At 34.8% G+C, this 15192-nt stretch carries 13 protein-coding genes; 11 read left to right on the top strand and 2 right to left on the bottom strand.

From position 1 onward, the window contains the following. Window positions 1-86 precede the first annotated feature (86 nt). The 5 genes from BB050_RS14505 (at window position 87) to BB050_RS14485 (ending at window position 6819) form a co-directional block, all read left to right on the top strand. Window positions 87-1145, top strand: a complete 1059-nt coding sequence (locus BB050_RS14505; protein WP_066034035.1) for a sterol desaturase family protein — start codon at window positions 87-89, stop codon at window positions 1143-1145. Between the two features lie 12 nt (window positions 1146-1157). Continuing rightward, entirely contained in the window at window positions 1158-1874 is a 717-nt protein-coding gene (locus BB050_RS14500; protein ID WP_066035180.1) for a thioredoxin domain-containing protein, read from the top strand. 175 nt (window positions 1875-2049) lie between these two features. Further along, the gene (locus tag BB050_RS14495; RefSeq protein WP_066035179.1) at window positions 2050-3669 is read left to right on the top strand and encodes a sulfatase-like hydrolase/transferase; all 1620 of its coding nucleotides are present in this window, start codon (window positions 2050-2052) and stop codon (window positions 3667-3669) included. Window positions 3670-3757: 88 nt separating this feature from the next. Then, a complete protein-coding gene (locus BB050_RS14490; protein WP_066034034.1) occupies window positions 3758-5017 on the top strand; it encodes a YeiH family protein in 1260 nt (419 codons plus the stop codon). Window positions 5018-5166: 149 nt separating this feature from the next. Next, a complete protein-coding gene (locus tag BB050_RS14485; RefSeq protein ID WP_066035178.1) occupies window positions 5167-6819 on the top strand; it encodes an arylsulfatase in 1653 nt (550 codons plus the stop codon). 139 nt (window positions 6820-6958) lie between these two features. Here the strand turns inward: BB050_RS14485 and rocD are convergent, their stop codons facing one another. Further along, a complete protein-coding gene (gene rocD, locus BB050_RS14480; protein WP_066034033.1) occupies window positions 6959-8209 on the bottom strand; it encodes an ornithine--oxo-acid transaminase in 1251 nt (416 codons plus the stop codon). Between the two features lie 225 nt (window positions 8210-8434). Between rocD and BB050_RS14475 the strand changes: the two genes are divergently transcribed. The 4 genes from BB050_RS14475 (at window position 8435) to BB050_RS14460 (ending at window position 11809) form a co-directional block, all read left to right on the top strand. After that, entirely contained in the window at window positions 8435-8887 is a 453-nt protein-coding gene (locus tag BB050_RS14475) for an Lrp/AsnC family transcriptional regulator (RefSeq protein WP_008468693.1), read from the top strand. 109 nt (window positions 8888-8996) lie between these two features. After that, a complete protein-coding gene (locus tag BB050_RS14470; RefSeq protein ID WP_066035177.1) occupies window positions 8997-9770 on the top strand; it encodes a dienelactone hydrolase family protein in 774 nt (257 codons plus the stop codon). Between the two features lie 44 nt (window positions 9771-9814). Next, window positions 9815-10783, top strand: coding sequence for a DUF3667 domain-containing protein (locus tag BB050_RS14465; RefSeq protein WP_008468691.1), 969 nt, complete (start codon window positions 9815-9817; stop codon window positions 10781-10783). Window positions 10784-10792: 9 nt separating this feature from the next. Continuing rightward, on the top strand, window positions 10793-11809 hold the full coding sequence (locus BB050_RS14460) for a M28 family peptidase (RefSeq protein ID WP_008468690.1): 1017 nt from the start codon (window positions 10793-10795) through the stop codon (window positions 11807-11809). 138 nt (window positions 11810-11947) lie between these two features. Here the strand turns inward: BB050_RS14460 and rho are convergent, their stop codons facing one another. Then, on the bottom strand, window positions 11948-13783 hold the full coding sequence (rho, locus tag BB050_RS14455) for a transcription termination factor Rho (RefSeq protein WP_066034032.1): 1836 nt from the start codon (window positions 13781-13783) through the stop codon (window positions 11948-11950). 181 nt (window positions 13784-13964) lie between these two features. On the opposite strand from rho, the gene BB050_RS14450 reads away from it, so the two are divergent. Both BB050_RS14450 and BB050_RS14445 read left to right on the top strand, forming a co-directional pair. Continuing rightward, window positions 13965-14375, top strand: coding sequence for a DUF4293 domain-containing protein (locus BB050_RS14450; RefSeq protein ID WP_008468670.1), 411 nt, complete (start codon window positions 13965-13967; stop codon window positions 14373-14375). Window positions 14376-14524: 149 nt separating this feature from the next. After that, entirely contained in the window at window positions 14525-15184 is a 660-nt protein-coding gene (locus tag BB050_RS14445; RefSeq protein ID WP_008468668.1) for a response regulator transcription factor, read from the top strand. Window positions 15185-15192 lie beyond the last annotated feature (8 nt).

Below are 15192 nucleotides of genomic sequence, written 5' to 3'. Positions count from 1 at the left end.
TCGTTGGGATAATCTTGTTTTTAGTTCCACTGGCTATCCTAGCTGGCGGATTAGCAGTAGTAAATCAATTTTTAAAATAAGAAATCATGGCAATAGTTCAAAAAGAAAAATTAACGAGAGACTTAACAATAAGTTTCTTCATTTATTCATTGCCTGTAGTGGCAATTTACCTGTATTTTAAACTAACTGGTGGAGCTGTAAGCGAATCGCATTTAACATTGCCTCCATTTTTAGAATTTGCACAACCCATTTTTGCTAATATTCGAACTTGGGGATTAACCGTATTTATGATCGTTTTAGGAATTATCGAATTTGCTGCAGGTTTATATGATGACGAATGGACTGGTGAAGAACGCAAAATTGACATTGTTTGTTTCTTAGCTCCAAAATTGATTTTGCCTCCTATCATTGCTTTTTTCAGTTTAACTGCCTTGCCTTATTTATTGCCAAATCTGGCTAATTCATTATCATGGGTTCCGTTTTGGGGAGGCTTTTTCTTAATAGCAATTGCTGACGATTTAACGCAGTATTGGTACCATAGATTGCATCACCAAGTTCCATTTTTATGGCGTTTTCACAGAACGCACCATTCAGCTCCGTACATGGGGATGGCAATGGCTTCTAGGCAAAACTTTATTTATACGGTTTTCTTTTCTCAAATTTATTTGACAGCCACTTTAACGTATTTAGGTTTAGGCCTTCCTGCTTTATTTGTTTTAGTGATTAAAAGTTTTATCACTTTAGGAGCGCACTCAAGCATTCCGTGGGATAAACCTTTTTACAAATACAGAATATTGCATCCAATTGCATGGGTTTTAGAAAGATTGATCTCTACTCCTGCTACACATCATGCACATCACGCAGATACAAGCGGAGACGGTGTTGGTCATTTTAAAGGAAACTTCGGAAACATGTTCTTCATTTGGGATGTTATTTTCGGAACAGGATTGATTACTCGCCAATATCCAAAATCATTCGGAACAAAATCATACAAACAAGAAGAATGGTATGCACAGTTTCTTTGGCCGATTTTTAAATCTAAAAAAGAAGGAAGTTCTCTTGCCGAAGGTGTATTATCGCTTCCGCTAAAACCAAAGACCGTTACAGCCGAAGAAACTCCTGCACCGGTATTAGAACAAGTATAAATGCTTCTTGATATGAAAAATCAAATCGTAAAAACCAGTATAACAGCAATTGCCTTTTTATGGGCAGTTGCTGCTTTTTCGCAAAATGAAATTCACAGCTCATTATCGCTCGATTCATTTTATTCGAAAATAAAAAGCCAAAAAAATCCACAGATTGTTGATGCCAGAACTCCAGAAGAATTTGCATTGAATCATATTGAAGGTGCTGTAAACTTTAATCTCCAATCTGAAAACTATGCGCAATCTGTTGCTAAACTAGACAAGTCAAAACCTGTTTTTATATATTCCATCGGAGCTGGCAGAAGTGTCGCTTTAGAAAAAGAATTATTAAAAAATGGTTTCTCAGAAGCCTATAGTTTAGAAGGCGGAATTGCGAATTGGATTGGAAACGGAAAACCTTTTTATTCTAATCTAAAAAGTAAATTGTCTTTGGCGGAATTCAATAAGATTATTGCTGATAACAAAACTGTTCTCGTAGATATCGGTTCAAAATACTGTGCTCCTTGCAAAAAAGTAAAACCAGTTTTAGAAGACATTAGATCAGAATATGGTTCGAATTTAAAAATCGTAGAAATTGAATTGGAAGACAGTCCGCAAGTTATTGCTGATTTAAAAACCGTCAAAATCTTCCCGACTTTGATTTTATATCAAAACGGAAAAATCGTTTTTAAGAAAGAAGGAATAAATGACTTGAAGAACGAAGTTGATGTTGCGTTGGCTTCGAAATAAGCACAATCTTTTACACAGTTTCAACGCACAGTATGTCATCCTGAGGAACGAAGGATCACACTAGTAATTCCATAATCAGAGTCGACAATCTTTGTAGAGCTACGTGTGTGATCCTTCGTTCCTCAGGATGACAAAATACTGGCAAAAGAAATGCGAACTAATCAAAAACCAAAATATGGCAACCTATAAAAAAATAACCAAAATTGTTCTCTCCATTTTAATAGTGATTCTCCTTCTGGCAGCATTTTTATTTTGGCCGATTAATACTGAAGCCACTTTAGTCAAAGAAGATCAGAAATTGGCACAAGGAAAAAAAGAATTTTTAGCCTCAAAACCTAAAGATTCCGTTGTTGGAAAAAAGACCAATATCATTATTCTGCTTGCCGATGATTTGGGCAAATATGATATTTCGCTCTACGGCGGAAAATCGACTCCTACCCCACAAATCGATTCTTTGGCAGCTTCTGGAGTTACTTTTACAGATGGTTATGCATCTGCTGCAATCTGTTCGCCTTCGCGTGCCGGATTAATTACAGGAAGATATCAAGAACGTTTTGGACATGAATATCAGCCCGGAGATCGTTATCCGAAAAACAATTTAGAATATTATGGTTTTAAATATTTAATCAATACAGACGGATGGAGATTAAATGATAAAATCAATTATCCGAACGAGGCTTCCATTAAAACGCAGGGACTGCCAAAATCTGAAATCACTTTTGCCGATTTAGCCAAAAGACAAGGTTACAGCACTGGAATTATCGGAAAATGGCATTTGGGACACAATAAAGGATTTTTTCCTTTGGACCGCGGTTTCGATTATCATTACGGATTTTATCAAGCATTTTCGCTTTATGCTCCAGAAGATGACAATCCTGACATTATCAATCATCACCATAAAGATTTTACAGATAAAACGATTTGGGGAAATGGACGCGTCGGAATTGGACAAATTCGCAGAGACAGCACTATTATTGATGAAAAAGCGTATTTAACCGAAAAATTTGCTGAAGAAGCGGAAGCTTTTATTGATAAAAACAAAAACAAACCATTCCTACTTTACATTCCATTTAATGCGCCTCACACGCCATTTCAAGTTCGTAAAAAATATTACGATCGTTTTCCGAATGTAAAAGATGAAAACAAACGCGTTTATTTTGCCATGATCAGTGCTTTAGATGATGCGATTGGCAGAATTCGTGAAAAAGTCAAAAAAGAAGGCTTGGAAGATAATACTTTAATCATTTTTGCCAGCGATAATGGTGGTGCCGATTATACTTTTGCCACAACAAATGCACCTCTGAAAGGCGGTAAATTCTCCCATTTTGAAGGCGGAATCAATGTTCCTTTTGCACTTTCGTGGAAAGGAAAAATCAAACCAAACACTGTTTATAAAAATCCTGTAAGCACTTTGGATATTTTTACAACCATTGCAACTGCAATTGGTTCTGATTTACCAAAAGACAGAATTTATGATGGTGTAGATTTGATTCAAACCGTAAACGAAAATAAAGTAGCCCACAAAGATTTATACTGGCGTTCGGGCGATGCAAAAGCGATTAGAAGTGGTGATTGGAAACTAGTCATTAGCGGAAAAACACACGAAAAATGGTTGTACAATCTTGCCTCAGATAAATCTGAAACAACAGACCTCTCACAAAAAAATCCAGAAAAAGTAAAAGAATTGCAAACTGCGCTGCAAACTTGGGAAAAAAGTTTAATTAAACCGTTGTGGCCTAATTTAACTTATTATGAGTTTGACTTTGGCAAACAAAAATACTTTGTCGATTTGTAACCTATCTACAAACATTACGTACTAAATAATTCCAATATCCTAACAGGTTTTAAAAACCTGTTAGGATAACAAATTAATTAAGAATACAATGTCAACCTCAACAAAATTTACTATTCACGAAGACTGGACAGTCGTAATTCTCGGTTTTCTCATTATCGGAATCTCTCTTTTTATTTTTCTTCCCGAAGTTCCCGTTTTTAAATGGACGAACGGAACAGACTTAATATTCGATGTTTTCGAAATCAAAAACATTAAAATAATTGGCTTTCAGTTTTTTTATTTTATTGTCATTGGAGTAATCGGCACTTTTTTAGTTGGAAAATCGGTTAAAAATTTCATTTTTGGATTTCCCGTAGTTTATGTTTTAACGATTCTAGCTTTAATTATTGCAGGAAATACTGAAGTAAAAGCGCTTAATCTAGAAGCCGTAATTTTCAGTTTAGCTATCGGATTGATTATCGGTAATTTTTTCAAACTCCCACAATGGTTTCGTTCTGCTTTGTCAACCGAACTTTTTGTCAAAATCGGATTGGTTTTATTGGGAACGAGTGTTATTTTTTCAGATATTCTAAAAGCGGGATCATTAGGTTTAATTCAAGCTTTGGTCGTGGTTTTATCCGTTTGGTATTTTGCATTCTGGCTTTGCCGAAAACTAAAAGTCGATGACGAATTGACTATGATGATTTCGAGTGCGGTTTCAATTTGCGGTGTTTCGGCCGCAATTGCCACTTCTGGTGCGATAAAAGGCGATTCTAAAAAATTGTCTTACGTGATTTCTATGGTTTTGGTCACAGCGATTCCTATGATGATTTTTATGCCAATAATTGCCAGTCATTTTAATTTTCCCGAAGAAGTTACAGGAGCTTGGCTTGGCGGAAGCATTGATACTTCTGGTGCTGTAGTGGCATCTGGAACTTTGGTTGGCGAAACGGCTTTAAAAATAAGTACAATCGTAAAATTTTCTCAAAATGTTTTATTAGGATTAGCTGCTTTTGCGATTTCTGTTTATTGGACTTACACGCACAATCAGTCTTCAGAAGTTCAAGAATCTAAGCCAACGCTCCGCGTTATTTGGGAACGCTTTCCAAAGTTTGTCATTGGCTTTATTGTGGCTTCCATTGTTTTCTCTTTTTTTGTTGTGCCAGAAACTCGTGATGAATTAAAGGAAAGTTTAAAAAATCTGCAAGGGCTTTGGTTTGCTTTAGCTTTTACTAGCATTGGTTTAGAAACCAATTTTAAAGATCTATTACAGCATAATAGCAGAAAACCTTTGATCGCATTTTTAACCGCACAATTCTTTAATATCTTTATTACATTGATTATAGCTTTTTTGCTTTTTAAACCTTAAAAACAAAACACACATTCCTGCGGAATATATAACCGCAATTTGATTTCAATTCTAACGACCGAATGTTTGTAGAAATGTATTTCTCTTTTGAACTTTTCAAAAAGTAAAAAAACAAACCAAAAATATACTAGTGGTAAATTATAAATATGATGAATAAACGAATAATTTTTTTACTTTCTGTCCTATTGACGGGAATAATAGGCTCTAACAAAACCGAAGCGCAGAATGCATCTGCCAGGCCCAATGTAATTTTGATTCTGGTGGATGATATGGGATATTCTGATTTAGGAAATTATGGGTCTGAAATTAAAACTCCAAATTTAGATCGTTTGGCCAAAGAAGGAACACGTCTTCGCGAGTTTTACAACAACTCGATTTGCGCACCAACAAGAGCTTCTTTGCTAACTGGACAATATCAGCATAAAGCTGGAGTTGGTTATTTTGATGTGAATCTTGGTCTACCAGCTTATCAAGGTTACTTAAATAAAGAATCTTTAACTTTAGGAGAAGTTTTCCGTTCGGGAGGTTATAGTACTTTAATGTCTGGAAAATGGCATGTTGGCTCTGAAGATCAGTCACAGTGGCCAAACCAAAGAGGTTTTGATAAATTTTACGGAATCTTGAAAGGGGCTTCTAATTATTTTGACACGAAACCACTTCCTTTCGGTACAACACCTTATCCTGTAAAGATGATTCGAAACAACGAAGAACTACACCCAAAAGACGATTCGTACTATTTTACAGATGAAATCGGGAATAATGCAGTTACTTTTTTAGAAGAGCAAAATAAAGAAAACAAACCTTTCTTTTTATACTTGGCATTTACTGCTCCTCACTGGCCATTACAGGCAAAACCAGTTGATATTGCCAAATACAGAGGCAAATTTGATGAAGGTTGGGATATTTTGAGAGAAAAAAAAATCCAAAAATTAAGAGAAAGCGGTATTATACTTCCAAACCAGACTATTTCTCCAAGAGATCCAGAGGTTCCAGAATGGGATAAACTGACTTATGATGAAAAACAATTCTGGAAAGCCAAAATGGAAGTTTATGCTGCAATGGTTGACAATATGGACCAGAACGTGGGTAAAGTTTTAGACAAATTGAAAGCGCTTAAAAAAGACAAAAACACTTTAATTATTTTCATTGCAGATAATGGTGCTCAAGGCGGATTTAATACTTATAATCCATTAAGAAGAGGTTTAGTCCGCAACGACGGACCTGTAGGCTCTTCTGGTTCTTTCGATTATCAGGAACAAAATTGGGCATATCTTTCTAATACTCCATTGCAGGATTACAAAAATAATATGCATGAAGGCGGATTTAGCTCTCCTTTTATTGCTTGGTATCCATCAAAAATTAAAGCGGGAAGAATCGATAAAGGAACTGGCCATATTATTGATCTTGCCCCTACTTTTTATGAATTGGCAGGAATTGAATATCCTAAAACTTTAAATGGCGTAAATTCTAATCCGCTTCCTGGAAAAAGCTTACTTCCGGTTTTATTTGATAATGCTTCTGAAGTAAATCGTGGAGCTCCTTTATTCTGGGAAAGAGCTGGAAACAGAGCGGTAAGAGAAGGAAAGTGGAAATTGGTTTCAATTTATCCGTCTTATCAATGGGAACTTTACGATCTTGAAGCAGACCGTGGAGAAACGAATAATGTCGCTGCACAAAATCCAGGAATTGTAAACGATCTTTCGGCCAAATATTTTGACTGGGCCGACAAAACAGGAGTTGTAGAATACAGCAAATTCAAGCAAAAAGGAGAATTAATTCCTGGTGCCCCTCAAAAGAAATAATTACTTTTTTTGATATTTTTAGTAATTATAACAAAAAGCGATTGCTATAAAACAGTCGCTTTTTAAAACAAAAAATGGTCTCTACAAAAAAGCAGCAAGTATACTTGCTGCTTTTTCTATTTTTAATCTCAAAGGAGGATTATTTAAACTCATTCAAGGATTTCTCGATAATGTCAAGACATTCTTTAATTTGCTCTTCAGTCATTATCAAAGGCGGAGCCAGTCTGATTTTATTTCCGTGAGTTGGCTTAGCCAATAATCCATTATCTCTAAACTTCAAGCAGATTTCCCAAGCTAAATCAGATTCTTCGTCTGTGTTGATTACAATTGCGTTTAAAAGACCTTTTCCGCGAACTAGTGTAATCAAATCGTTTTTATCTGCAATTTTATTTAATCCCTCTCTTAAAATCACCCCTAGACGTTCTGCATTTTCAGCCAGTTTTTCGTCTTTAATCACTTCTAGCGCCGCAACCGCAACTGCAGCGGCAACTGGATTTCCACCAAAAGTAGATCCGTGCTGCCCAGGTTTAATCACATTCATGATTTCGTCATTGCATAAAACAGCCGAAACTGGATAAACTCCGCCAGAAATTGCTTTTCCAAGAATTAAAACATCCGGCTGTACATTTTCGTGATGAACTGCCAATAATTTTCCTGTACGGGCGATTCCTGTCTGCACCTCATCGGCAATAAAAAGTACGTTGTGTTTTTCACAAAGTGCTTTCGCTTTCGCTAAATAACCTTCAGAAGGAACATAAACTCCTGCTTCGCCCTGAATTGGTTCAACCAAGAATCCAGCGATATTTTTAGATGAATTTAAAGCATTTTCAAGTGCTTCAAGATTATCATATTCTATTTTAATGAAACCATCTGTAAAAGGTCCGAAGTTTTTGCGCGCCGTTTCATCATTTGAAAATGAAATGATAGTTGTCGTTCTTCCGTGAAAGTTGTTCTCACACACAATAATCTGCGCTTGATTTTCTGGAATTCCCTTTACTTCATAAGCCCATTTTCTAGAAATTTTCAAAGCTGTTTCAACCGCTTCGGCACCTGTATTCATTGGAAGAACTTTATCGAAACCAAAATATTTCGTTACATATTCTTCATAATTTCCTAATTTATCATTGTAAAAAGCACGAGAAGTCAAAGTCAGTTTTTGAGCTTGTTCTACCATTGCATTTACAATTTTAGGATGGCAGTGGCCTTGATTTACTGCAGAATAAGCAGATAAAAAATCATAATATTTCTTTCCGTCAACATCCCATACATATACGCCTTCTCCTCGTTCTAAAACGACAGGAAGCGGATGGTAATTATGAGCTCCATATTTGTTTTCTTTTTCAATCAAAACCTCCGATTTTGATGAAAGTGTTTTTTCTGTACTTATCATAATATGCTTTTTATTTCCACAAAAATATTAAAATTAAACAAATAACAATCCAAAAAACGATATTTTGACTCAAATATAACAAAATAAAAGTCAAAACTTAAATTTAATCACTACGAAAAAGACATATTTATTTTTTCGAGAAATATGATTCGATGGCTGTTTATTAAAAAAAAGAATTACTTTTATGAATCGCAAAAGACTCAATTTTAAAACGATTTTTACTGAATGGAATTATTAGACGAATTTGATATTAGTATCCTTAAAGAATTAGAAAAAGACGGAAGAATGGCTTATTCTGCCATCGCCACTAATCTTAAAATATCAAATACAATGGTGCATCAGCGTATTAACAGAATGATTGAACAAGGCGTGATTGGCGGTATTAAGCCCATTATTCAGGAAAAGAAGATAGGTTACGACTGGGCTTCTTTTACTGGACTCACACTAAACAAAGATTCTGATTCTGAACGGATTATTGAAGCGCTTAAAGAAATTCCTGAGATTACCGAATGTTATTATGTAACCGGTTCTTTTACGCTTTACATAAAAATCATCGCCAAAAATCATGAACACATGCGCCGTATTCTTTATGAAAAAATCGATGGAATTCCAGGTATCGACAAAACCGATTCTATTGTAGAATTAGGCTGCGCTTTTAAACGAAATATATCATTATAAAAAGAAAAAATATTCTTTTATAATATTGGTTACAAACCTCACAAGAATTTACTTGTGAGGTTTTTTTGTAACATAATATTTCTGATATTTGTTAAAAATTGAAGAAATCATGAAAAACTCCATAATCTATTTATTCAGTGCAATCTTATTTTCTAACCTTATGAATGCGCAGTTAAAACCAGTGAAATATTCAGAAGGAAGCCAACAATTGAATGGCTTATTTATAAAATCTGCTAAAAAAAGCACTAACAATCCAGGCATCTTACTTTTGCCAGCTTGGTTAGGAATTGATAATGCTTCTAAAGGAATTGCTGAAGAATTATCTAAATTAGGCTATCACGTTTTTATCGCAGATATATACGGTGAAGGAAATTATCCTAAAAACACGGGAGAAGCTGGAAAACAAGCAGGATTTTATAAAACAAATTACGAAGCGTATCAAAAACGTATTGATGCCGCTTTGAAGGAATTGGTTAAGTCTGGCGCGAATGCCGATAATATTGTCGCTATTGGTTATTGTTTTGGCGGCACTGGAGTTCTTGAAGCTGCCCGCGGACATCTGAATGTAAAAGGAATTGCTTCGTTTCATGGAGGTTTAGGAAAAGATGCCAACAGAAAAACAGAACCAATTTCTGCAAAAGTTCTCATTTGCCATGGTGCAGACGATCCTTTTGTCCCTAAAGAAGAAATTGCATCATTCCAACAGGAAATGCGCGATGCTAAAGCAGACTGGGAAATGATTTATTATGCAAATGCTGTTCACTCTTTCACAAATCCTGAAGCAGGAAATGACAATTCTAAAGGTGCAGCTTACAATGCTGTTGCTGCAAAAAGATCTTTTGACCATTTACAGCTTTTCTTAAACGAAGTCCTGAAAAAATAATTTCAAAAAACCTAAAGACTACCAAAACAAATCAACATAAACCAATGTCACATAATAAAATTAGAGAAGACAAAACTTGTCTCAACTGCAGACATGTTGTAGAGCTAAAATTCTGCCCCAACTGCGGACAGGAAAATAGCGATAGCCGAAAAACTTTTCATCATTTGTTTATTCATTTCTTTGAAGATTTGACGCATTATGAAAATGCTTTTTGGAAAACCATTCGCAACTTGCTTTTTAAACCTTCAACATTAACCAAAGAATACCTTTCGGGAAAACGCCTATCTTACTTGGCTCCTGTCAGACTCTATATTTTCATCAGTTTTATTACATTTTTATTGATTGCAATGTTTCCGAGCAAAGTAAAAGGCGATATTGATAAAAGTGAAAAAGCTCTTAGCAAAGAACTGGCTAAAAACACACAAGGACTTTCAAAAAAAGACGAAGACAAGTATTTCCATTTAAAATCAATGAAAGAGATTGACTCTATTCAGAAATATGGAAAAGAAAGCAGTAAGTTGAATGCTACCAGTTATTGGCTTTATGAAAAAGCAGTCCATGTTACTGAAAACAATACCAAAAGAGAAATTATTGAAAAGTTTGTAGAATCCTTTTTTCATAATCTGCCAAAAATCTTATTTATCATTATGCCATTTTTCGCTTTTTTTCTGTGGCTTTTTCACAACAAAAAAAGGTGGTATTATTTTGATCATGGAATTTTCACACTCCATTATTTTTCTTTTCTTTTATTGATTTTTCTTATTATGTTTATTATTGATCGATTGATTGGTCTGTTAGGAGAAAATAATCCTTTGACTTTTATATCCTCAATTACAACATTTATTGGCACAATCTGGATGTTCTATTATTTTTATCCTGCACATCATCGTTTTTATGGTGAATCTAGAATAGTGTCATTTGTTAAAAGCGTAATGCTGTTTATAATAAACTCGCTTTTTATCCTATTTTTACTGACCTTTTACGTTCTTTACACATTTATTAATTTACACTAACTATTTAGAATGAAAAAATTACTCATTTTATTTTTAATTGTTACTGCGTACTCTTGTAAAACAACGCAGTCAACAGCATCTAAAGACAATTCGGATCCTTCAAAATATATTAAGGCTATCAGCGAAAAAGATCTTAAAACAATGCTTTACACTATTGCTTCTGATGAAATGGAAGGTCGCGAAACTGGTTCTAAGGGACAGAAAAAAGCAGGTCTTTACATGATTGAGCAATACAAAAAAAGTGGAATCTCTTTTCCAAAAGGGGCTTCAGATTACTATCAGCCTGTTCCTGCAGCATTTATGAATGCAAGACGTAATCAGAACCTTCCTGATTCTGAAAATATCTGGGCTTATATTGAAGGAACAGAAAAACCAGATGAAGTTTTGGTAATTTCTGCACATTACGATCACGTGGGCATTAAAAACGGTGAAGTGTACAACGGAGCTGATGATGATGGTTCTGGAACTGTAGCTGTTATGGAAATGGCGAAAGCTTTTGCGAAAGCGAAAAAACAAGGCCACGGACCCAAACGTTCAATTTTGTTTCTTCACGTTACTGGCGAAGAGCACGGTTTGCATGGATCTCGTTACTATTCTGAAAATCCGTTATTCCCAATTGCAAATACAATCGCTGACATTAATATCGACATGATCGGTCGTCGTGATGTTGAACATTCAAATACAAACAATTATGTTTATGTAATCGGTGCTGATAGATTATCATCTGATTTACATAATGCAGTTGTGGCTCAAAACGAAAAATACATCAAAATGGACTTGGATTTTAAATTTAATGATCCGAAAGATCCAAACCATTTCTACGAGCGTTCTGACCACTATAATTTTGCTAAACACGGCATTCCATCTGTTTTCTTCTTCAATGGAGTTCACGAAGATTATCACGGAAAAGGTGATGAGCCTCAAAAAATTGAATACGATGCTTTGACTAAAAGAACTAAACTGGCTTTTGTTGTAGCATGGGAATTGGCAAATAGAGAGAATAGGCCGGTAGTTGATAAGAAATAGTGACAAAGGTTCAAAGTAACAAAGTGACAAAGGTTCTAATTGTACCAATAAAAAAGGATGAGTAAAACTCATCCTTTTTTATTTATAAAGTTTAGAAAACTTAGATTCTTAGAACCTTAGCATCTTAGCGTCTTTAGACTAGTCATTCATCGAAATCAAAAACTCCTCATTATTCTTCGTTTTCTTGAAACGATCATTTACAAAATCCATAGATTCTACTGGGTTCATATCTGACAGATATTTACGCATAATCCACATTCTTTGTAATGTTTTCTCGTCTAATAATAAGTCGTCGCGACGTGTACTTGAAGAAGTAAGATCGATTGCAGGGAAAATACGTTTATTGGCTATCTTACGGTCTAACTGAAGCTCCATATTACCTGTTCCTTTAAACTCTTCGAAGATAACTTCGTCCATTTTAGATCCAGTTTCTGTTAATGCAGTTGCGATGATACTTAAAGATCCGCCGTTTTCTACATTTCTGGCCGCTCCAAAGAAACGTTTTGGCTTTTGTAATGCATTGGCGTCAACACCTCCACTTAATACTTTTCCAGATGCTGGCTGAACGGTGTTGTAAGCTCTTGCTAAACGCGTAATAGAGTCTAACAAAATCACAACATCATGACCACATTCTACTAAACGTTTTGCTTTTTCCAATACAATGTTAGCGATTTTTACGTGCTCTTGTGGCTCTCTATCAAAAGTTGAAGCAATAACTTCACCACGCACACTTCTTTGCATATCGGTAACCTCCTCTGGACGCTCATCGATAAGAAGAACAATTAAATAAACCTCTGGATGGTTGGCTGCAATTGCATTTGCAATATCCTTAAGAAGCATTGTTTTACCCGTTTTAGGCTGCGCAACGATCATACCACGCTGACCTTTACCTATTGGTGAAAACAAGTCTATAATTCTTGTTGAAATAGAACTGCCTTTTTCGGCAAGTTTGAATTTTTCTGAAGGGAAAACCGGTGTCAAGTGTTCAAAAGAAACTCTATCGCGAACTACTTGCGGGTCGTGACCATTGATTTTTAATACACGAACCAAAGGAAAAAATTTCTCACCTTCTTTTGGAGGGCGAACCACTCCTTTTACTGTATCTCCAGTTTTTAAACCAAATAATCTGATTTGTGAAGTTGACAAATAAATATCGTCTGGAGAAGCTAAATAATTATAATCTGATGAACGTAAAAATCCATAACCGTCTGGCATCATTTCTAGAACGCCTTCACTTTCAATAATTCCGTCAAATTCAAAATCAGAATCTCTGAAATTATTGTTATTCTTTTTATTCTTATGATTAGGATTTTGGTTATTGTGGTTTCCGTTTCCATTGCCATTCCCGTTTTGATTTTGGTTCTGATTCGGGTTTTGATTCTGGTTCTGGTTCTGATTTTTATTCTGATTCGGATTAACCTTTTTTGCAGGGGTTTGTGTAGTTTTTTCAGCTGTTTCAGCTGTTGGCTCAGAAATTGGTTCTGATGGAGTTAAATCTGTAACTTCTTCAGATGCTACTTCTTTTACTACCTCTTTCTCTTTTTTAAGTGCTACTTTTTTCTCGTATGCCTGTTTATTGAATTTTACTGCTTTAGGTTCTTTTTTTCCTGCCGCAGGCTTATTTTCCTGTACTGCTTCTATCGTCTTTTCTGCAATTGGCTCTACTTTTTCTGCAGTTTCTTTATTTTGAACAGTTTCCTCTACTTTATCAAATTCTAAAACAGGTGCATTTTTGGTATTTGCTGCTTTTGCTTTGGCTGGTGCAATTCTAGCGCGTTTTGGTTTCTCTTCTTTAGTTTCTGCTGCTTCAGTTTTTGGAGTTTCTGTCGGCGCAAGAGATGCTTCTTGGTGTGCTAAAATCTGACTAATTAAAGTCTCTTTTTTGACACCAGTAATCTTTATTGTTTTAGCTAACTTAGCTATTTCTTGAAGCTCAGAAAGCTTCATTTCTTTTAATGCAGAAATATCAAACATGAATGTTCTATGAATTTAATTATTTTAAGGAATACTGTAAAAAGAATAGGTAGATAATTAATTTGAATTGACCGCAGTATGAAGTGCTTACGGTATTATGATGCAATAATACGAATAAAATTTTATCATACAATAGTATTTTAAAAAAAGAAAATATATTTTTGTAAAACATTTTTAGACCATGATACAAAGAATTCAAACTGTATATTTATTTTTAGCTTTTGCTGCAACTGGCATTTTAATGCTTTTTGTTCCGCTTTGGACAACTAGTGCAGGAAAACCATTCTTTTTTATGCAGGATCAGCTTTATACTGTTTTATTAGGTTTGACGACTATGCTTAGTATTATCAGTATCATTTCATTTAAAAAGAGACAAAATCAGTTTGTATTAAACAGACTTAATATAATATTAAATTTAATTTTATTAGGATTATTTGTATATCGATCACTAAATTTATCTGGAGGGACTGAGGTCTCTGAGAAAGGTATTGGGATGTTCATGCCGATTGTTGCTATCGTGTTATTAGTTTTAGCTAATAAGGCCATCAAAAAGGACGAAGATCTTGTAAAATCTGTTGATCGTTTGAGGTAAACCTATAAACTTAGTTTATTTTGTGCGAAGAAAAACCCGAATTTTTATTCGGGTTTTTTTTTACCCTATAATGTTATAAATCAAACCTAAAGGGCACTATAATACTGCTTTTACGTGATAAATTTGCATTTTTCAAATTCAAATTTATCATGACACCAAAAATAAGGATTCATCTTGCAGACGATCATCAGGTCTTAATTGATGGATTGTCCAACTTACTTCAAACCGTTTCAAACTTTGAAGTGGCAGGAACTTCACTAGACGGCACAACTGTCTATGATGATGTTGTGAAAGACCTCGCCGATGTTTTAATTTTAGACATCAGCATGCCGAAAAAAGATGGCATTGAAACCCTTAAAGAATTTAAAGAAAAACAACTGCCTTGTAAAGTCATTATTTTATCTAGCTATGATGATTTAAAAATCATTAAAGAAGTAATGAAACTAGGCGCAAAAGGCTATCTGACAAAAAATTGCGCTGGAGAAAATATTATTGAAGCGGTTGAAGCCGTTTATCAAGGTCAGGAATATTTTAGCGACGCGGTCAGAGAAAAAATCTTCAACTCCTTTATGGACAGTCCAAAACTGAATCATAATGTGATTATAGAAAATCCGATTTTAAGTCCACGTGAAATTGAAATCATTATTCTGATTGCTTTGGAATATAGCGGAAAAGAAATCAGTGAAAAGCTTTTTATTAGTTCACATACTGTCGAAACGCATCGCAAAAACATCATGAAAAAGCTGAACATTAAAAGTACAATCGGCTTAGTGAAATATGCCCTTAAAAACAATCTGATCAACCCTTAACAATTGCT

Origin of the sequence: Flavobacterium anhuiense, assembly GCF_001705175.1 — a bacterium.
Taxonomy (GTDB): Bacteria; Bacteroidota; Bacteroidia; order Flavobacteriales; family Flavobacteriaceae; genus Flavobacterium; species Flavobacterium anhuiense.
Note: the sequence above shows the minus strand (reverse complement) of the source record. Positions and strands in the feature narration are given on the sequence as shown.

What these genes read in the sequence shown, in the direction of transcription:
- BB050_RS14505 (WP_066034035.1), top strand. Translation starts at nt 87, where the DNA reads ATGGCAATAGTTCAAAAAGAAAAATTAACGAGAGACTTAACAATAAGT.
- BB050_RS14500 (WP_066035180.1), top strand. Translation starts at nt 1,158, where the DNA reads ATGAAAAATCAAATCGTAAAAACCAGTATAACAGCAATTGCCTTTTTA.
- BB050_RS14495 (WP_066035179.1), top strand. Translation starts at nt 2,050, where the DNA reads ATGGCAACCTATAAAAAAATAACCAAAATTGTTCTCTCCATTTTAATA.
- BB050_RS14490 (WP_066034034.1), top strand. Translation starts at nt 3,758, where the DNA reads ATGTCAACCTCAACAAAATTTACTATTCACGAAGACTGGACAGTCGTA.
- BB050_RS14485 (WP_066035178.1), top strand. Translation starts at nt 5,167, where the DNA reads ATGAATAAACGAATAATTTTTTTACTTTCTGTCCTATTGACGGGAATA.
- rocD (WP_066034033.1), bottom strand. Translation starts at nt 8,209, where the DNA reads ATGATAAGTACAGAAAAAACACTTTCATCAAAATCGGAGGTTTTGATT.
- BB050_RS14475 (WP_008468693.1), top strand. Translation starts at nt 8,435, where the DNA reads ATGGAATTATTAGACGAATTTGATATTAGTATCCTTAAAGAATTAGAA.
- BB050_RS14470 (WP_066035177.1), top strand. Translation starts at nt 8,997, where the DNA reads ATGAAAAACTCCATAATCTATTTATTCAGTGCAATCTTATTTTCTAAC.
- BB050_RS14465 (WP_008468691.1), top strand. Translation starts at nt 9,815, where the DNA reads ATGTCACATAATAAAATTAGAGAAGACAAAACTTGTCTCAACTGCAGA.
- BB050_RS14460 (WP_008468690.1), top strand. Translation starts at nt 10,793, where the DNA reads ATGAAAAAATTACTCATTTTATTTTTAATTGTTACTGCGTACTCTTGT.
- rho (WP_066034032.1), bottom strand. Translation starts at nt 13,783, where the DNA reads ATGTTTGATATTTCTGCATTAAAAGAAATGAAGCTTTCTGAGCTTCAA.
- BB050_RS14450 (WP_008468670.1), top strand. Translation starts at nt 13,965, where the DNA reads ATGATACAAAGAATTCAAACTGTATATTTATTTTTAGCTTTTGCTGCA.
- BB050_RS14445 (WP_008468668.1), top strand. Translation starts at nt 14,525, where the DNA reads ATGACACCAAAAATAAGGATTCATCTTGCAGACGATCATCAGGTCTTA.